Source organism: Chryseobacterium vietnamense, from assembly GCF_031454475.1.
Lineage (GTDB): Bacteria > Bacteroidota > Bacteroidia > Flavobacteriales > Weeksellaceae > Chryseobacterium > Chryseobacterium vietnamense.
In genome coordinates, this window is record NZ_JAVDQX010000001.1 from 19726 (window position 1) to 38690 (window position 18965).

Here is an 18965-nt window from a genome sequence, read left to right on the forward strand (position 1 = left end):
AAAAGCTAAAAAAAACTATATATTTGCACCAGTTAAAAGCAAACTACCTTATTGATCCGGTAGTTCAGCTGGTTAGAATGCCGCCCTGTCACGGCGGAGGTCGCGGGTTCGAGTCCCGTCCGGATCGCAAAAAGTCTTCTAGAAATAGAAGACTTTTTTTTATTTATACTTTCATGGGAAAATACAAAGGTTTCTGCTGCCTCTGTTTTTTCATTTTTTACGATTACAGATGGAAAGGTTGGCAGAGAAAAAGTCATTGTTTTTCTGCTTCTGAATCTGCCGTGGCTGGCTTTTTGGATGTTTTATTATAACAGATTGAGCATCCGTCTTAATATAACCACCCGTTAATACCATATTAATCATGAAAAAACAATTTCAAAACTGGACTCTCTTTTTTATATTAGGAATCATTGCGATAATTGCGGGATTGATTGCTTCTGTTATTCTGATGACAGGAGTTTCTGCCGCTGATGGATTGTTCGGAATGTATATTCTTTTCAGCCTGATTCCAATATTACTTGTGATTATCATAGACCGGATTTCCGTATGGAAATTCGGAAATAAAAACGTCAATAAAGTCCAGTTTTCACTACTGCTGTTGATCGTATTCTTATGGATGATTAGATTTGTAGTGAATCTGATTATGTAAATTATTCTTATGAAAAAATTATTGCTAGTCTGTATGACCCTTTTTTCAGTTGCGATCTATGCCCAGCCTTTTACATTAAAGTCTGTAGGAGAAGCAAAAGAATTCAGACTGAAGCTTTATTACGGAACTCAGGGTAAAGGAGCGTTTGTACAATATTCCGGAAAGAAAGAAATTATTCCCTTACAGATAAAAAGTTTTAAAGTAGATGACAGCGGAAGAAGTGACGGACAGCCGGATATTAATTATTACGTCTGGAATGAAGAAATTGATGGTAAAGTCACCGGAATATATACCTTCGAAATGATGCATCATACGGCTTCAAACATTACTTATACAAGAACAAAAGACAATAGAAAGTTTAAGATGGAGATGGAGGATGAAAAAAAATATGACGGAGGCAATCAATATCTTCTTCATGATGTGATTCTTACCTTTAATCATTTTTATAACAATCATCTTATTATTACTTATCCTGATGGAAAAAAGACAGCCACAGAACTTCCGGCTCCGGATACACCTTCTTTTGCCAGACAGAGTATTATAGAAGACTATAATTTTGACGGTTACGATGATATCGCATTTTCTGTTCCAGACGATGGAATGGGCGTTTACAGGATGTTTGAAATATATCTGTATTATCCCCAGAGTAAACGTTTTGAAAAGCTCAAAGAACCAGATTATTCCCACTCAAGCTGTTCCTGCTTATGTGATGTCACTGTAGAAAAAGATAAGAAACTTTTAATAACAGGATGCAGAGGCGGGGCACGATGGCATCAGGATGTTTACCGATTTAGCAAAAAAGGAAATTTAGAATGGATTTCTACAAGAGAAAATACTGATGAATAATTTTTATTTTCAATCGTTGGAAATACCTTTAAAATCTATTATTTTTTTGAGAATGTTAAGGATAACTCCTCATTTACAGTGATAAAGCCCCCGTTTTTTTACGGTATTTTTAAGATTGTCTTTTAGGATTCAAATTTAGGTCTGATATTTGTACTGGGTAGCCAAACTAAATGGCCGATTTATTTATGAAAAACATATCTGTGAAAAAATCCTTTTTTTATGCCTGCTTATGCGTTTTTTCTCTTGTCTCCTGTAAAAAGGAAATAGAAAAAATAAGTGATACTTTTAAAGATACTGTTTCTTCTTCGGAAGTTTCGGAGGTAGAAAAGGATTCTATAAAGAAAGATTCTGTTCCTGTAGTAAAAAAAGAATCCGTTCCGCCTGTCATGCAGGAGAATGGTTTTTATAATGCTTTTGTTCTTCCAAAAGATAAAAAAATGCGTGATTCTGTTTATGCAGAATTCAGCAAGAAGTATAGTGTAGAGGAAAGAACAGCTATTTTAGCCTTAAACAGATTAGATTCTAAAAGTAAATGGAATGCCGATACATTGGTAGTCCCTGCGAAAATAGATACAACATTGATGGCGTATTCGCCATTTCCAATGCAGCTGGATGTATTAAGCGGAGTGAAAAAGTTTGTCATTTTCTCATATCCTATACAGGCTTTTGCGGTATACTCTAATGGAAGCCTTGTAAAATGGGGTCCGACAAGTATGGGGAAAAAAGCAGCCCAGACCACAAGGGGACTTACTTTTGCCAACTGGAAAAAGAAACTGGCTATTTCCACCGTGAGCAGCGAATGGAAACTGCCCTATAATTTTAATATCCACAACATAGGAGGGATAGGGTGGCATGAATATACACTTCCCGGATATCCTGCCTCACACTCATGTTTACGATTGCTGAGAAAAGATGCCCAATGGCTGTATTCCTATGCAGATACCTGGATTCTGAATCCCGGTGGTGCTACCACTAAAGCCAGAGGTACAGCAGTAATGGTATTCGGAGATTATAAATGGGGAGGAAGAAAACCATGGAGATATCTTCTGGATGATCCTAATGCCAACAATATTTCCGTTGAAGAATTGACGAAACTTTTAGAACCAGATGTTCCGAAGATGCTTAAAGAACAAAGCAACAGAGAAAAAGTGGCAGATTCTATCAAAGCAGCAAAAGCAGCAGCACCTATTCAGAATGAAAAACCTGTAGAACCTCTATCTAATTAATTTTCTTTTCAAACTGTAACGTAGATTCTTCAGCAAACTTTCTAAGCTTAAGCATTTCCTCTTTACCTTTATGTTGTCCGAATCTGGCAGCAATATACGTAAGAAGAATAAAAAATAACATGATAAAAGAAGCGCTCAGTGCCCAGGGGTATTCGGCGCTTTTTATTTGCTTTTCTACATAATACATAGTGAAAAAGGTCATCCAGAGAATAGAAAAAGAAAAATAAAGAAACATAAAGAATGTCCACACAGCAGAACTTGGACCAAATACTCCGCGTATTGCCGTATGCTCATCCTCCATTTCTATCCGTAAGGCAAGACAGGGTTTCCAGTAGTTATCATCTTCTGTTTTTATCCAGATCGTAGCCACTTCTTTATTGATGTTTCCTGAAAACTCATCTTTATGCTCTTCCATATATTTTTTCAGATTTTCAGCATACTCTTCCTTGGTAAGATGCGTAAACATTTTAAATCTGGGTCTGGTTCTTATTCTGTCTAAGGTGGTTTCTTCAGTATTCATATGATTATTCTTGATATGGAATAGGATCTTGAAGGGTAAAACTTAGCATAAGTTTTTCATTTTTCCTTTGAATGAGCATATTGATAGTTCGCCCTTCATTAGATTTCATAAGCTCTACAATTTTCTCCAGTGTCATCTCAGAAGTCTGGTCTCCATTAATACTTAAAATTCTGTCATCCTTTTTAAGGCCTGCTTCATAGGCCGGAGAATCTTTTCTTACTCCGGCAATGGAAAATATAGGTTTTAAACTGAATTTATATTGAAATGCATCTTTATAGGCACCGTTTACGATAGTTGTAGATTTTTGGGTTTCAATATTTATTCTGTCTTGCTGCCATTCCAGTCCGTCCTGTTTGAAATCCAATCCGCTCATATTAAAATGAAAAGGATCATTAAAGTATCTGTTTCTTTTCAAATATAACCTTTTGTTGGGATAATCAAAAATCACTGTAAACCTGCGCATAATTTCACTGCCTATAGAACCTTTTCTGTTTTCCACTAAATTAACGTGCTGTATAGAGAATTCATCCGGCATTGAAGTAAGAGGTTTTTCAAACTTAAAATTTCCAAGGTAAAAATTATGAATACGGCTTCTTTTACCATAAATATCTCCATTGAAACCACGGCCGAGAAAATCATCAATATTAGGTCTGTTATAAACAAAATTTTTAATAAGAGTGGGGAAGAGCCATATCGCATCACTGTTTCCAAGATCAATCAGCAGTTTTGAATCTTTCTTTTCATTCGTCATTTCTACACCTGCATACAGATAGGGTTTATCTCTTTCAATGGTAATGGGGAATTCTTCAAATTTTCTGATTTTCTTTTCTGAAAGAGCTGTATTTTCAAACACAGTTATTTTCTTGGATGAATAATCAATATATATAGGGTGGTTTTTGAAGAAATGATATCCGATCACTCCGTTTACAGGAATTCCTACGTGTGGAGAAATGTTGAATTCTTCATCAATAATGATATAAAGAGACATAGTGGTATTGATGATCCCATCACCTATTTTACCAATATTGCGTTCGGACTTCAGCCCATCAATACTTAAACTACCGCCAAGGCCGGAAAATTTGACTTTTTCAACATTGCTTAGCTTCACTTCTTTGTTTTCCAGGCTAAAAAGAATGGTTTCAGAAACTCCCGTATCCAGAAGAAAGGTAAGTTCAGCACCATTTATATTGATCGGAATAAAGATAAGATTGTTGATAAACTGAAAAGGAATAACTGCTTTTTTAGTATTGATCAGTTCAAAAGTATTCTGGGCATTTACAAAAATGCTTAGAAATAATCCCAGTAAAAGCAATTTAAATTTCATTTACTGAATTTAGTGATTTTATCTTTATAATAATAAAAAAACATTCCAAAAGCTGGAATGTTTATATAAACTACAATGAAGTAGTGTTTTTTATTGAATTTGTTCTAAAACGGTTTTATTTACTTTGAAAAGAAGTCCATTAAATCCATATAATTCTTCTGATTGACCCCATGCCCGCTCATATATTCTCTGAAAGTGAAGTAGCAGCTAAGATCATAAAGAAGGTCTGCCGCTTTTCTTCCCCATTCAAGTGGAATTACAGCATCGTCCGTACCGTGAGAAATGAAAAAACGAAGTCCCTCCAGTTTCTTTTTATCTTTTACAATACCGTCCAGAATTTTATCTTCAGGGTAACTGCTCATACAGGCAACACGATTGAAAAGCTCAGGATGTTTTAAAGCCAAAGCATAACATAATATACCGCCCTGGCTGAAGCCGCAAAGATGAGCTTTACTCTCCGTAAGTCCATAATGGTTGATAATCTTCAGCATACTTTCCAGAACTGCATGTAAAGATTCCTCTGCCTGGGGAACATCGATGAAATTTTCGGGATCATTAAAATTGATATCATACCATGAGTATCCTTCAAATTGAGTATCACGCGGAGCTCTGAAACTTACAATGATCCAGTCATTGGGAAGTGTTTCTCTAAAACTGAAAAGATCCTGCTCATTGCTGCCATAGCCGTGAAGCATAAAAAGAATGGGAGTTTGGGAAGTAATATTTTCCGGCTCTCTTACTAGATAATCTAAATTCATACAGCAAAGATAATTAAATTACCTGCAGAATCTTAACTTTTATTATTCACACAACGAACTTCTGCCACATAATGGTTTATGTGTAAAGATTAATTCTTTGGAGTATATTTTTGAATTTTCCACACGCTTTTTATTTTTATTGATTTGATATTATTTGGAAATCTTTATTGGAAAATTTTCATAAAAGTTATTTTTATATTAATAAAAAACTTATATTTGAAACATTAAAAAATCTATTTGGAGAAATGAAGCAATTTTACAATTCAAAAAGTTTACTTAGACTTTCTTTTTTATTCGTTTTATTATTTTCTGTAATCACCGTTGTTAGTTCTTGTAAAAAAGATGACGATGAAGAATTTCAGGATCATGTGGTTCAATTCGAAGTGAAGACAACTTCCGGAGGAAGTATTATAAGTGTTGTAACACAAGTAGGTACAGCTCAGAATACAATATACAATACTCCGCAGTCTCCTGTAACTTCACCATGGACAAGTGGAGAATTCTTTGTGAATTCCAGCCAGGCACAGCTGAATCTTGATGCTAACGCTTCAATGCCGGATGATAATTCTGAATTGACAATCACCCTTTACATTGATGGTGAGGTGGCAAGAACAGTGAAGAAGAAAGGTAAAGGTGTATTGGTTGCTTCTATTGATTACAGCTTCTTAGAACCGTAAATTACTTTAACATTATAAAAAAAACCGCTTTAAAAGCGGTTTTTTTATTCTTCAATCAGACGTTGCTGTAACGCTAAGTTGATCAGTTCTGTTGAGTTCTTTGCTTGAAATTTCTGTAGCAGATTCTTACGGTGAGTGTCCACGGTAAGAGGACTTAAAAACAGTTCTTCAGCAATTACATTACTTGTTTTTCCCTGTGCCACCATCTGTAGAATTTGTTTTTCCCTTTTAGTAAGTCTGGGAACAGGAAGATGAGTCTGGGAAGGAAGACTGATAATCTGTTTGGTTTCATTGCAGAAAACTATATCTCCCGAAAGTGCCCCTCTTATACCTATTACAAGATCATCAATGGACGTGTTTTTGAGAAGATAACCGCTCGCTCCGTTTTGTATAGACTGCATAATAATGCTTCGTTCCGAACGGTTACTGAACATAATCACAGAGGTATTTGGCGATATTTTTTTGATTTCCCTGCAGAGTTCCGTTCCATTAGAATCGGGGAGGGTAATGTCCAGAAGAACAATATCTACCATTTCTGAACGGATGAAACTTAATGTTTCCGCTCCGGATGCAAAACTTCCTGCTACATTAAAGAAAGGCTGGCTTTTCAGCATCATTCGTAGTCCTTCAATAACAATAGGATGATCATCTACAATAACAATATTTATTTTTTCATTCTCCATGGATGTTGAGTTCTATATTAATTGTTGTTCCTTGATTATCAGAACTTATTTCCATTTTTCCTTTCAGGTAGTTGACTCTGTTTTTCAGATTACGAAGTCCCATACTTTTGGTAGTGTTTTCTATATTTTTATCGAATCCTTTTCCGTTATCTTCAATCGTTATCAGAAAATTCTCGCCGGATTGTGAGCATTGAAGCAGGATATTGCTGGCCTCGGCATGTTTTACAGCATTGGCCAATAGCTCCTGTACAATTCGATAGATATTAAGCTGGACATTTAAAGGTAATTTCTTTTCAATATCAATAGCCTGAAAATCAATTTCAAGGTTTTTTCTGTTGTAAAATTCACACAGGTCGAGTATAGCGGTTTCCAAACCAAAATTAAGCAATGATTCGGGCATCAAGTTTCTGGCTACATGCCGGAGTTCACTTACAGAGCTGTCCAGCTGTCCCAGTATCTTATAAAACTCCTGATCTTTTTCAGGGTGCAGGTGGTTGGAAGACCAGGTAGAAAAATTGATCTTTACTCCGGCAAGCATTCCTCCCAGACCATCATGAAGGTCTCTTGCAATACGTTCTCTTTCCCTTTCTTCACCGTCAAGAATGGCTTTGGTTAACGATAATTCTTCCTTTTGCTTAATATCATTGATTCTCTGTTCGTTTATTTTTTTGTTTTTTCTGAAAATAATAAACAGGAAGATCAGAAGACTTAATGCCAGTAATAAAACAAGACCCATTCCCCACAAATAAGAGTTCTTCTTGTTTACTTCCAGATCTTTTTGATTTTTCTCAGCATTTAAGGTTGCTATTTTTCTTTCTTTCTCAGCTGTATTGAATTTAGATTCAAGTTTGTTGATTTCAATTTTTACATTCTCTGTATTAAGGCTGTCATTCAACCTGGAGTATTTCTGTTCCCATATCAGCGCTTCTTTGGTATCTCCCGATTCTTCATTAAGTAAAGAAAGCTGTTTGTAAAAGGTTTTTCTGTTATTAAGATCAATAGCTAAAGATTTTTCTTTTAAAACATCTTCCAGGGTAGTCTTGGCCTCCTTATACCTTTTAAGTTTCTTTAAAATATCAAACTTGTTGAAATAAAACATTTGAGCCAGAAGATTCTGATTGTACTTTCTGGTATAAAAAATTCCCTTTTCTATCACAGGAAGTGCTTCTTCATTTTTTTGGCGGGTAATATACAATAAGGTTTTACTGTAATAATAAAAAGCATTGGATGAAGATTCAGGATATGCTTTGATAAGTTTTTCAGCTTTACGCAGATACTTTTCCGCTTCATCTCCATGGGCCTGATAACAGAAATTGTTGGCAGCATTGAGATAGGTAAAAAATAACTCAGCAGAATTGGGGTAGTTTTTTTCAAGGATTTCCAGGGCTTTGTTATTGTAATCCTCAGCTTTTTTAAACTGAGCATTATAAGTAAGAATAACCGCAAGCTGAGTATATAGAAATCCTAAATTCCTGCTGTTTTCATATTTTTCAACCAGTGGGATACTTTTTTCAAGCATTATCTTGACCAAAGGAATATAACCCTCTTTATCCTTTTGAGAAACTCCGTAGCTGTACCACGCAAGTGCCTGAAAGAAATCAGACTCTTCATTTTTGAACTTCGATAACGATTGTATAGCCTGTTGATAGGAAGCCGAAGCTTTCTTCTTATTCCTGTCCAGATTATACTGTCCTTCGTAATAATAATATTTTGCTGAAATAAAAGGATTGTTTTGAGCCAGTATTTTCCCTTTTGCAAGATACTTTTTACTTAAAACGGAATCACTGTTCCTGTAATAATTTGATAAAAGGAATGAAGCCGTTGCTTTTGATGTATCGGGATAAGTTCCTTTTGTAATGTTTTGTAAGCTGTCTATATAAGATTTCTCATTAAGCGGAATGATTTGTTGGGATTGTAACGCAAAAGACAAAAACAGGCTTAACAGGACAAGTAATCTCTTCATTATGGATCTATTCTGTAGAATATTTTTTTAAACGCTCAATTTAACTAAAAATTTTAGCATAAAAAATACCTGAATTTAGGTAGAAAAAATTACTGGTTTTTCAGGATTGATAGACGTAGGTGATGCTCATAGCTTTGCAAACATCAAATCATGAATCATAGAATATTCAATATAGTAACTAAAATTTAAACAAAAAGATTATGAAAAAAATGAGAATGAATCAGCTGTTAAGAGGAGCATTTGTTGCAGTAATAGCAGCAATGTTTATTGGATTTACGGCTTCATGCAGTAAAGATAACGATGACAATGAGAATGGAGCGGGGAAAAGTCATAAAGTGGTTTTTAAAGCAATCGCTTCTTCAGGAAGTAATATTGACGTAGCGGTGTACGGAATTGACGGTAACCCAACTACAGCATCAAGTCTGAGCGGATCAACATGGTCCAGCCCTGAAGTGACATCAGAACCCGGAGCATACAGTGCCAATGTTGCCGTAAACGCAGTTGGACCGAATGCTTCCGCAACTTTGAAGGTTCAGATCTGGGTAGACGGAGAGTTGAAGAAAGAAGGAACTTCCAGCGGACAATATCTGTCAGCTTCTACAAGCTATACATTTTAATATTAAATTATTTAGGACAAAAAAGCGGCGCTGAGATCATTCTCAGCGCCGCTTTTTATATATATTTTCTACTAGTTTGCTTTTACAATAAAGTAGCTTTTCTTACCTTTTTGTAATAATAAGAACTTACCATCGATAAGATCTGTTTCATTAGCGGTAAAAGTATCATTCACTTTTTGCTTGTTGACAGAGATTGAATTTCCTTTGATCTCTCTCTGAGCTTCACTCTTAGATTTTAAGAACCCTGATTTTTCAGAAAGAAGATCAATAATATTTACTCCTAAAACATCAGCTTTTGCAATTTCTTTCTGAGGAACCCCGTCAAAAACTTCAAGGAATGTTTCTTCATCAAGACTTACAAGATCTTCAGCCGTAGAACGGCCGAAAAGAATTTCAGAAGCTTTAAGCGCTTTTTCATACTCTTCTCTTCCATGTACCCAAACTGTAACCTCTTCTGCAAGTTTCTTCTGTAATTTTCTTTCGTGGGCAGCTGTTTTGTGCTCTTCAATTAAAGTCTCAATTTCTTCTTTTCCTAAGAATGTGTAGAACTTGATAAATCTTTCAGCATCCTCATCAGTAGCATTCAGCCAGAACTGGTAGAACTTGTAAGGAGAAGTTTTCTTTTTATCCAGCCAGTAATTTTCACCGCTTTCAGACTTCCCGAACTTCGAACCGTCTGCCTTGGTAATCAATGGAACTGTTAATGCAAATGCTTCACCCTGAGCTTTTCTACGGATCAATTCTGTACCTGTAGTAATATTTCCCCACTGGTCAGAACCTCCCATCTGCAGCTTCACATTGTTGTTTTGGTATAAATGCAGGAAATCATATCCCTGGATAAGCTGGTAGGTAAATTCTGTAAAACTCATTCCATCTGCCCCTGATTCTCCAGAGAACCTTTTCTTCACAGAATCTTTAGCCATCATATAGTTGACCGTGATATTTTTCCCGACATTTTTAGCAAAATCAAGGAAAGAAATATTCTTCATCCAGTCGTAATTGTTCACTAACTCAGCTTTGTTAGGCTCGTTTCCTTCGAAATTTAAAAATTTTGAAAGCTGATTTTTTAAACAGTCAACATAGTGTAAAAGAGTTTCCTCATCCAAAAGATTTCTTTCAGCAGATTTCCCGGATGGATCACCAATCATTCCTGTTGCACCTCCCACCAAAGCAATGGGCTTGTGGCCATGCAACTGGAAGTGAGCCAAAATTTTTATCTGGATAAGACTTCCGATATGTAAAGAATCGGCGGTAGGATCAAAACCAATATATGCAGTAGTTACCTCTTTATTCAGTTGTTCATCGGTTCCTGGCATCATATCGGCAAACAGACCACGCCATTTCAGTTCTTCTATAAAGGAATTCATTGATTTTTAACTTTAAAATTTTAAGTTGCAAAGATAGTAAATTCATAAGTATTAAGGGTAAAGCCTTTTTACCATTTTACCTTTCCTATACTTTGTTTTTCAGCCCAAATAATCTATATTTGTTATTAATGAACGACGAACAGCTATTCCTGCTCATCCAGAAGGCCAAAGATAAAGATCAGAAGGCCCAGACTAAACTCATTAATGTTTTTTGGGTGGATGTTTTCTCTTTTGTCATGAAAAAGGTAAGAGACGAAAATGATGCTGATGAAATTACAGTGAATGTTTTTTCAAAAGTATTGTCGAAACTGGATATGTTTGATCCTCATTTTCAGTTTAAAACCTGGATACTGACTATTGCCCAGAATACCGTTATTGATTTTTGGAGAAAGAAAAACCGGGACAATGAAGACGCCGTGGAAAACCTTGATGAGGTCAAAAACCAATATGCAAAATCTCCCGAAGAACTGTTGATTTCTGAAGAAGAACAAAAGAAGATCATCAAAACCATAGAATCCCTGGATGCTAATTATCAGGATATTATCAAGCTGAGATTTTTTGAAGAAAAAAGCATCAAAGAAATTGCTGATGAACTGGGAATCTCCGTTGCCAATACCAAAGTAAGGGTAATGCGTGCCAAAAAAGTCTTAGCTGAGTTGTTGAAGAATAATGAATTTGATGATCATTAAGCTTGATAATTCAATACATACTATTCAATAGAAACGGGCTTTAGCCCGTTTACTAAAAATATAAATCCAGAATGGGCTTTAGCCCAAACTTATATCCCACAACTTTTATTTAAAAATAAACCTCTTCCTTTGTTTTCGGAAGAACTATTTTTTGCTGCTTTTCCTGATTTCTGTTCTGTAGATTGATCTTTAGCCCTTTTTTAATATAAGTTTCCTTTAAAGATTTACCATACTCAGCAGTATTCTCCACCTCTTTTGAATAGTTCAGCTGCCCCGTTGAAAGATTAAAATCAACATCTTTCCAGTAATCTCCAGGTCTTCCCGAAGTAGAAGAAGTTCCTATCAGTTCAAAATGACCGTTCTGAAATCTGTACTTGTCTGTAACATCCCATTTCCAGCTGCTTCCGCCGTTTTGAGAAATGATCAGAATTCCTTTTTCTATTTTAGTTTCTCTGTAAGGATCACCCATCATGCCTCCACCATTGCTTTCCATAACAGCATTTCTGGATTTTTCAAGAACTGTCCATGCTCCACCAGCTTTTTTCAGGATCTGAATTTCACGGATGTTTCCCATATCTGTGGTGTCTTTTGTATTGTAAATAATTACTTTTTCAGGAATTTTATCACCATCAAGATCTCCATCTACTGTTTCAATGATGGTAGAACCTGTGGGTTGAAATTGTTTTTGGGCAAGACAAAATGTTCCGCATATCACGGATAAAAAGAAGAATATTTTTTTCATAAGAATATTTTGAAGAGATAAATATACAAAGGAAATCTGAATGATCAATTTCATCAATATATCCGGTTGATGGTTTCCATTAAAAAATCCTTAACTTTGAACTTCAATTTTAGAAATGGAAAATTCAGTTCAAGACACTACCGTTCAAAAACCAAAATGGATCCGCGTAAAACTTCCTACCGGAAAGAATTACAGAGAGCTGAGAAGTTTGGTTGATAAATATAAATTAAATACCATTTGCCAAAGCGGAAGCTGCCCGAACATGGGAGAATGTTGGGGTGAAGGTACAGCTACTTTCATGATTTTAGGAAATATCTGTACAAGAAGCTGTGGATTCTGTGGTGTAAAAACAGGAAAACCGCTTGATGTAAACTGGGATGAACCTGAAAAAGTAGCAAGATCCATCAAATTAATGAAGATCAAACATGCCGTTCTTACTTCTGTAGACCGTGATGATCTGAAAGATATGGGATCTATTCTTTGGGGAGAAACAGTGAATGCTGTAAGAAGAATTTCTCCGGGAACAACTATGGAAACTCTGATTCCGGATTTCCAGGGACTTACAAAACATCTTGACAGATTAGTAGAGGTAGCTCCTGAAGTGATCTCTCACAACATGGAAACCGTAAAACGTCTGACCAGAGAAGTGAGAATCCAGGCAAAATATGAAAGAAGCCTTGAAGTATTAAGATATCTGAAAGAAGCCGGACAAAGAAGAACCAAAACAGGAGTAATGCTTGGATTAGGTGAAACTAAAGATGAGGTTTTCCAGACAATCGAAGATATCCGAAACGCTAATGTAGATGTAATCACACTTGGACAATATCTGCAGCCGACGAAAAAACATCTTCCGGTAAAGAAATTTATCACGCCTGAGGAATTTGATGAGTTCGGGGATTTTGCAAGAAGTTTAGGTTTCAGACACGTGGAAAGTTCTCCACTCGTAAGAAGTTCTTACCACGCGGAAAAACATATTCATTAAAATACAGACCGTTCAGCAATGAACGGTTTTTTGTTTTTTCAGGTGGCAGGGATCAGGTAGCAGATATTAGGTAGTGGATTATAGGTAATAGGTTGTAGATATCAGTGGTCAGCTAATGAATGTGCAATCTTTACATTAATGGCTGCCATTATTCCCATCCTTTGGAGGGGTGGCGAAAATTCAAAGAATTTTTGACGGGGTGGTTCATACAACACTCACAAAAACATCCACAGCAGCCGAATTTAGTCCACTTTCATTAAAAATTATTTAACAAGTTGTATCCTTCTTAATCACTCCGATTCTTCCATTAATTTCAATAGGCCTGAAATGTTTCTTCTTGAATTCAGAAGGCGTTTCTCCCGTATGCTGCTTGAATAATTTATTGAAATAAGAAAGACTTTCAAAACCTACCTGAAAACAAACTTCCGTCACAGATTGGTCTTTCAGCAGAAATATTTTAGCCTGATTGATCCTGTAATTGTTGACAAAATCTGTAAAGGTCATATTCGTCTGCTTTTTAAAATACCGGCAGAAAGCAGGAGTACTCAAACTTACAACTTTGGCCACTTCATTTACGTTGGGTTTTCTGTCATAATTTTCGTGGATATAGTCGTAAATGGTTCCCATTCTGATTTTATCATTCAAAAACCATTTAATCCGGGTATCATCTTTATTGAGTTCCTTTACTTCGGTAGATCCGGCGAGAATTTGCAGAATTTCAATTAACCCAACCAAAGATTCAAAAGAGTTTTTATCTTTAATAACCTGTAGTTTTTCAACAACTGTATTTTTGGTTTCACCTGAAAATGAAAGTCCGAGGTAGGAACGTTCTAAAAGATTTTTAATATTTTCAAATTCAGGAACAGGAAGAATAATGTCCTGAAGGAAGCTTTCCCTCATCTGCAATACAAGCTGCTTGCATTCGGTCTGAATACCATAGTCAAAATTAAGGTGAGGTACATTGGAACCAATCAGTAAAAGATCACTGTCTGTAAAGCCCGAAATATTTTTTCCAACGTGGCGGATTCCGTTCACAGCTTCTACATATACCAGTTCAATTTCCGGATGATAATGCCAGAAAAAGCAGTTTTTCAAAGAGGGAGAAAATAGCTTGAATGATTTCCCATTTTCAAATTCAATAATTTCTTTCTGGATTTTCATTTTGTCCTGATTTGATTGTTTCTGAATTTAAAATTAAATAAAAAGGTTAATATGGAGCAAATTTTTATCATTCAAAGAGGTGTGAAATTCAAACTTTCTTTCGATTTTTGCACTTTCAAAATAAAGATACTCAGGCGATCCTTTAATTTGAACAAAATTAATTCAGAAAAAAGATTTAGATACAATGAAGATTGATAAAAGAATAATACCGCTGGCAATCGGTGGCTTAGGAATAGGAACTACGGAATTTACCGTAATGGGACTGCTGCCGGATATTGCCAAAACATTACAGATTACGATTCCGCAAGCCGGACATTTGATTTCAGCATATGCCATGGGCGTAGTTATCGGAGCGCCAATTCTGATTGGATATTCTGTAAAATTTCCTCCGAAAAAAGTCCTGATGGCTTTCATGATCCTTTTTACATTATTTAATGCACTTTCGGCCATTGCTCCGGGATACAACAGTATGCTTGTTATCCGTTTTATGTCCGGACTTCCACATGGAGCCTTCTTCGGAGTTGGAACAGTGGTAGCTTCAAGAATGGCAGGAAAAGGAAAAGAAGCCTTTTATATATCGATGATGTTTACGGGGCTTACAGTTGCCAATCTGGCAATGGTGCCTATGGTTACCTATATCGGACATACGTTCCACTGGAGGCTGTACTTTGCTATTGTGGCTGTTATCGGGCTTTTTGCCATCTTATTTTTAAAACTGTGGCTTCCAAATCTGGAATCCAATCAGAATACCCACTTCATGGAAGAGCTAAAATTCCTTAAAAATAAACAGTCGTGGCTGGTATTGGCTATTACAGCCATTGGATTTGGAGGATTGTTCACATGGCTGAGCTATATTACTCCTTTGATGACTATTGTTGCAGGGATTAAAAGCAGTCAGATGGCTTATGTAATGGTTCTTGCCGGAGCCGGAATGGTAGTTGGAAACCTGGTGGGAGGTATCGTTTCTGATAAGCTGGGACCTGAAAAAACGTGCGTATTACTGATTTTCCTGATGATGATTTCTCTCGGAGGTGTTTTCTTCCTTGCAGAATATACGAATATTGCTTTGGTACTGACATTTATGTGCGGTGCTCTATCCATGTCAATCGCCTCACCCATCAATATTATGATGATGAAAGCTGCCCCGAAAAGTGAAATGATGGCCGCCGCTTTTATGCAGGCCGGTTTCAATATTGCGAATGCAATGGGTGCTTTCCTTGGCGGAATTCCTTTAGAATATGGCTACTCATTCAAATATCCATCGTTGGTAGGAGTAGGCATGACTTTTATTGGAGTGGTTATCAGTGTAAGATATATGTACCTGTATGGTTCAAAGACTCAGGATGAAAAAGAAGTGGCTGCTGAATGTGTGTCATGCGATAAATAAAAATGAGCCTTAGTTAAGAATAAAATCGCCTGTTTCAGTAAGAAACAGGCGATTTTTTATCAAATAATCTTTATGCCTCTACCTCATCTCCATTTTTACACCAGTAGAGTGCATTGTATAAATTTTCTTTGGGGAAAGATTTAAACTCTCCCGGCATCAGAACACTGAAAACACTGGTGAAATCACGTATCCCTTCTTTATCTGTAACAATAGCTGAACGATTCCAGTTGGTAAGATTTTTCAGTCCCAACAATAAATCTTCAAGCCATGCACCCATGGTAAAATTATCCAGATCGGTATCCAAATACAATAAATAATTCAGCTCACCGAACTGCTCTACCTTCTCTTTTACGCGCGGAATTACCAGTTTTTCAAAATCCTCTTTCGTTACTTCTCCCGTTGCATTAAATGCTGCAACATTCTCCGGAGCTTCTGGAATAATTGTTATCATAATCAATATTTTATGGTGGTTCAGTTTAAAAGAATAACAATAATTACACCATAATTTAGTAGAAAATTGTTAAAAAAGGTATAAATGTTGTTAGTTTCAGTGTAAAATATTAATATGAATCTCAAATCAAATGAACCTTTCTGGCTTCTAAAAAACGGATTGTTAGCATCTTATCCATCTTTAAAATCAAATGAAGAATGTGATGTTCTCGTTATTGGAGGCGGCATTACGGGAAGCCTGATCGCTCATCAGATGATAAAAGACGGGTACAAAACCATCCTGATTGATAAACGCGAGCTTTGCAACGGAAGTACTTCCGCTACCACTTCAATGTTACAATATGAAATAGATGTTCCCCTGTATGAGCTGATTGATCAGATAGGGAAAAAAGGAGCGGTCTTAAGCTATAAAGCCTGTAGCGATGCTATTGATACACTGGAAAAAATTACAAAAACCATCAGGTCCAAAGCAGGTTTCAAACGCAAAAAATCATTGTATTATGTTTCAAAAAAGAAAGATCTGGAATGGCTGAAAAAAGAATATGAAGCGAGAAAAGCTGCGGGATTTGAAGTAAAGTGGCTGTCTGCAGATCATGTTCTGGACCAGTTCGGGTTTGAAAATACGTATGGCGGAATCTTGTCAAAACAGGGCGCAAGCATTGATGCTTTTCAATTTGCCCATGAGCTTTTTATGCATAATGTAAAGAAAGGATTGAAGATATTTGATAAAACTGAAATGGTAAAAGTAGAAGAACATAAAGGATTTAATCTGGTTACCACAGACAGCGGATTTCAGATCAAAGCCAAAAAAATGATTTACTGTATAGGATACGAAAGCAAAAATCTGATCAAAGAAAACTTTGTCAATCTTAAAAGTACCTACGCGGCCGTCTCTGAAATTGATAAAGACAAGTTCAAAAACATCAGCAGCACATTAGTATGGAATACCGATACTCCTTATCTCTATATGCGGACTACCGATGACGGAAGGCTCTTAATAGGAGGTGAAGATGAAGATTTTTATAATGCAGAAAAGCGTGATGCTATTTTAGATAAAAAAGAAGAAAAGATCATCAAAACACTAAAGAAAATAAAACCTGACTATCATTTCTATACAGACTTTGTGTGGGCTGGAACTTTTGGGGAAACAAAAGACGGCTTACCCTATATCAGCGAGCATAAAAAATTTAAAAATTCTTATTTTGTGTTAGGTTTCGGAGGAAACGGAATTACCTTTTCAGTAGCGGGAATGGAAATGGCTTCTTTGTTTATGAAAGGCAAAAAGCATCCGTTATCAAGGTATTTTAAGTTTGGAAGATGATATTTTTACCACAAAAGCCACATAAGTTTTTAAAAACCTGATTTTTTATAACTGCAAATATTAACCGTAATCATCTTTGAAAAATCTGTGAAATCTGTGGGAAGAAACAAACCACAAAAGCCACAAAAGTTTTTAAACACTTCAATAAGCTTTCGGGGATATCTTTGCGCTTAATAAGTTCACATAAGTTTTTACACATTTTAAGCTTCAGATTTGCGAATGCCAGTTATAAAAAGGTTATTTAGATTCCTTCGGAATGACAACTGCCTGGATAAATCATTATTTCAATTGTGTCGTTCCATAGGAATCTAATCTAAATTATTGTAAGATATAGAGCACTTATCATAATGTAGTGAATAGCAAAAAAGCGGGCCTCAACCCGCTTAAACTACAAACTATACCCATTCTTTTTCGCAAGTTCAACAATAGAACTTTCAATGGCCTTTCCCAGATCATCAGAATCATCATTTCCCCGTTTTTTCATTTCGGAATCAATATAAGTCTGGCGTTTCTTGGATAGTTCTTCTATTTCTTTTTGAATTTTATCGCGTGCCGCAGATTTGGCAGCAATTGTTTTTTGAATTTCTTCTTTGCTTTTTCCTTTCAACTCTGCAGGCAGTTCACTTTCTTTTACAGTAGCAATAAATCCTGCATCTTTTTCAGCTTTATCCACCAGATCCCAGTGATCATTTTTGTAGGCATTCTTTTTGGATTTTGCAACTGTTCTTTCTACCAGATTGGAAGCTGACTGCATTTCTGCGTTTTTATCCTGTGTAATCTGCTTTAGTCTGTATTCCGAACCGTGATTTCCGTAATAGATATAAGTGTCATTCAGCTTTGCATTGCATTCGGAAATTTTGAGGTCATAAGGAGTTTCAATATAAAGTACCTTTCTGTCACTATCAATATTGAAATACTTCCCACCTCCTAATGAGGCTCCATTTTGCCAGAAAGTCTGGATTCCTTCTTCCCGGCTTCCACAGAAAATAGTGTTGGTGTATATATTTTTAGCCTTTGATTTTGAAATCACATCTTTATAATTTATTTTACCCTGATCAAATGCTTCATTTCCTGCAATATAAATCAGTTTCATACTTTTCTCATTTCCATCCCAATTGAGGTTGGCAGCAGCATCACGGATGACAGCACCGCAATATTCACTTCCGCCATTGGTTCTTAAGGCAAATAATTTTTCAGAAACCAGATCAAGATCCTGAGTAAGAGGAGTTACCTGACGGATATAATTTTCATCGCGGATTCCGTCATTACCATATTCATAAAGCGCAATTTCGATCTGGGGAGCTTTCCCGTTGTACTTAAGTGTTGTTAAAGTATTTACAATATTCCATAATCTGGATTTTGCCTGATCAATCAGCCCGTCCATACTATTCGAGGTATCCAGTAAAAGGGCAACCTGAATTTTATTGTCCTTTAAGGTTGCGTTGGCCGGAATCAATGTTCCTTTTTGTGCCGGTAAATGGCTGTCAATATTACTTTTTGCAGAGCGGTTTTCCGGAATATTACCGGAGCTTAAAAAAGCTGTTCCCGCTGCAAGTGCTAAGATTTTTAACGTTGTCATAGTCGTATTTTTTATTGGTTATTT

At 36.1% G+C, this 18965-nt stretch carries 19 protein-coding genes and 1 tRNA gene; 10 read left to right on the top strand and 10 right to left on the bottom strand.

The window, feature by feature from the left end; all coding sequences use genetic code 11:
• Positions 1–53 precede the first annotated feature (53 nt).
• From J2786_RS00090 to J2786_RS00105, 4 genes are all read left to right on the top strand, one after another.
• A tRNA-Asp gene (locus J2786_RS00090) sits at positions 54–127 on the top strand.
• Positions 128–361: 234 nt separating this feature from the next.
• Positions 362–649 (top strand): hypothetical protein, encoded by a 288-nt coding sequence (locus tag J2786_RS00095; RefSeq protein ID WP_047433007.1) that lies wholly within the window; start codon positions 362–364, stop codon positions 647–649.
• Positions 650–658: 9 nt separating this feature from the next.
• Positions 659–1495, top strand: coding sequence for an XAC2610-related protein (locus J2786_RS00100; protein WP_052187030.1), 837 nt, complete (start codon positions 659–661; stop codon positions 1493–1495).
• A gap of 185 nt (positions 1496–1680) precedes the next feature.
• Positions 1681–2721 carry a L,D-transpeptidase gene (locus J2786_RS00105; RefSeq protein ID WP_185097545.1) on the top strand — a complete coding sequence of 347 codons (1041 nt, stop codon included), beginning with the start codon at positions 1681–1683 and terminating at the stop codon, positions 2719–2721.
• On the opposite strand, the gene J2786_RS00110 is transcribed toward J2786_RS00105, so the two are convergent.
• From J2786_RS00110 to J2786_RS00120, 3 genes are all read right to left on the bottom strand, one after another.
• Positions 2714–3241, bottom strand: coding sequence for a hypothetical protein (locus J2786_RS00110; RefSeq protein WP_047433004.1), 528 nt, complete (start codon positions 3239–3241; stop codon positions 2714–2716). The two genes, J2786_RS00105 and J2786_RS00110, sit on opposite strands and share 8 nt — an antisense overlap.
• 4 nt (positions 3242–3245) lie before the next feature.
• Positions 3246–4565 (bottom strand): PDZ domain-containing protein, encoded by a 1320-nt coding sequence (locus J2786_RS00115; protein ID WP_047433001.1) that lies wholly within the window; start codon positions 4563–4565, stop codon positions 3246–3248.
• A 119-nt stretch (positions 4566–4684) separates the two neighbouring features.
• Positions 4685–5323: an alpha/beta hydrolase gene (locus J2786_RS00120; protein ID WP_047432999.1), complete on the bottom strand. Its 639-nt coding sequence runs from the start codon at positions 5321–5323 to the stop codon at positions 4685–4687.
• A gap of 245 nt (positions 5324–5568) precedes the next feature.
• On the opposite strand from J2786_RS00120, the gene J2786_RS00125 reads away from it, so the two are divergent.
• Complete coding sequence (locus J2786_RS00125) at positions 5569–6000, top strand: hypothetical protein (protein ID WP_226798587.1); 432 nt, start codon at positions 5569–5571, stop codon at positions 5998–6000.
• A gap of 44 nt (positions 6001–6044) precedes the next feature.
• Here the strand turns inward: J2786_RS00125 and J2786_RS00130 are convergent, their stop codons facing one another.
• Both J2786_RS00130 and J2786_RS00135 read right to left on the bottom strand, forming a co-directional pair.
• Positions 6045–6683 carry a response regulator gene (locus J2786_RS00130; protein ID WP_047432994.1) on the bottom strand — a complete coding sequence of 213 codons (639 nt, stop codon included), beginning with the start codon at positions 6681–6683 and terminating at the stop codon, positions 6045–6047.
• Entirely contained in the window at positions 6673–8646 is a 1974-nt protein-coding gene (locus J2786_RS00135) for a tetratricopeptide repeat-containing sensor histidine kinase (RefSeq protein ID WP_047432991.1), read from the bottom strand. Before J2786_RS00135 ends, J2786_RS00130 begins: the two co-directional genes overlap by 11 nt.
• 200 nt (positions 8647–8846) lie before the next feature.
• Between J2786_RS00135 and J2786_RS00140 the strand changes: the two genes are divergently transcribed.
• The gene (locus J2786_RS00140; RefSeq protein ID WP_047432990.1) at positions 8847–9263 is read left to right on the top strand and encodes a hypothetical protein; all 417 of its coding nucleotides are present in this window, start codon (positions 8847–8849) and stop codon (positions 9261–9263) included.
• A gap of 71 nt (positions 9264–9334) precedes the next feature.
• On the opposite strand, the gene tyrS is transcribed toward J2786_RS00140, so the two are convergent.
• Positions 9335–10630 (bottom strand): tyrosine--tRNA ligase, encoded by a 1296-nt coding sequence (gene tyrS, locus J2786_RS00145; RefSeq protein ID WP_047432987.1) that lies wholly within the window; start codon positions 10628–10630, stop codon positions 9335–9337.
• 128 nt (positions 10631–10758) lie between these two features.
• Between tyrS and J2786_RS00150 the strand changes: the two genes are divergently transcribed.
• Positions 10759–11319, top strand: a complete 561-nt coding sequence (locus J2786_RS00150) for an RNA polymerase sigma factor (protein WP_047432984.1) — start codon at positions 10759–10761, stop codon at positions 11317–11319.
• 109 nt (positions 11320–11428) lie between these two features.
• Here J2786_RS00150 and J2786_RS00155 read toward each other — a convergent pair whose 3' ends face one another.
• The gene (locus J2786_RS00155; RefSeq protein WP_310023553.1) at positions 11429–12061 is read right to left on the bottom strand and encodes a hypothetical protein; all 633 of its coding nucleotides are present in this window, start codon (positions 12059–12061) and stop codon (positions 11429–11431) included.
• A 115-nt stretch (positions 12062–12176) separates the two neighbouring features.
• On the opposite strand from J2786_RS00155, the gene lipA reads away from it, so the two are divergent.
• The gene (gene lipA / locus J2786_RS00160) at positions 12177–13043 is read left to right on the top strand and encodes a lipoyl synthase (RefSeq protein ID WP_047432979.1); all 867 of its coding nucleotides are present in this window, start codon (positions 12177–12179) and stop codon (positions 13041–13043) included.
• Positions 13044–13310: 267 nt separating this feature from the next.
• On the opposite strand, the gene J2786_RS00165 is transcribed toward lipA, so the two are convergent.
• Positions 13311–14204, bottom strand: coding sequence for an AraC family transcriptional regulator (locus tag J2786_RS00165; protein WP_047432977.1), 894 nt, complete (start codon positions 14202–14204; stop codon positions 13311–13313).
• Between the two features lie 184 nt (positions 14205–14388).
• On the opposite strand from J2786_RS00165, the gene J2786_RS00170 reads away from it, so the two are divergent.
• Positions 14389–15591, top strand: coding sequence for an MFS transporter (locus J2786_RS00170; protein WP_310023557.1), 1203 nt, complete (start codon positions 14389–14391; stop codon positions 15589–15591).
• Between the two features lie 70 nt (positions 15592–15661).
• Here the strand turns inward: J2786_RS00170 and J2786_RS00175 are convergent, their stop codons facing one another.
• Positions 15662–16042, bottom strand: coding sequence for a SpoIIAA family protein (locus J2786_RS00175; RefSeq protein WP_047432974.1), 381 nt, complete (start codon positions 16040–16042; stop codon positions 15662–15664).
• Positions 16043–16156: 114 nt separating this feature from the next.
• Here J2786_RS00175 and J2786_RS00180 point away from each other — a divergent pair, with 114 nt between their 5' ends.
• Positions 16157–17362 (top strand): NAD(P)/FAD-dependent oxidoreductase, encoded by a 1206-nt coding sequence (locus J2786_RS00180; protein WP_047432972.1) that lies wholly within the window; start codon positions 16157–16159, stop codon positions 17360–17362.
• A 388-nt stretch (positions 17363–17750) separates the two neighbouring features.
• Here the strand turns inward: J2786_RS00180 and J2786_RS00185 are convergent, their stop codons facing one another.
• Positions 17751–18941, bottom strand: coding sequence for a VWA domain-containing protein (locus tag J2786_RS00185; RefSeq protein WP_047432970.1), 1191 nt, complete (start codon positions 18939–18941; stop codon positions 17751–17753).
• Positions 18942–18965 lie beyond the last annotated feature (24 nt).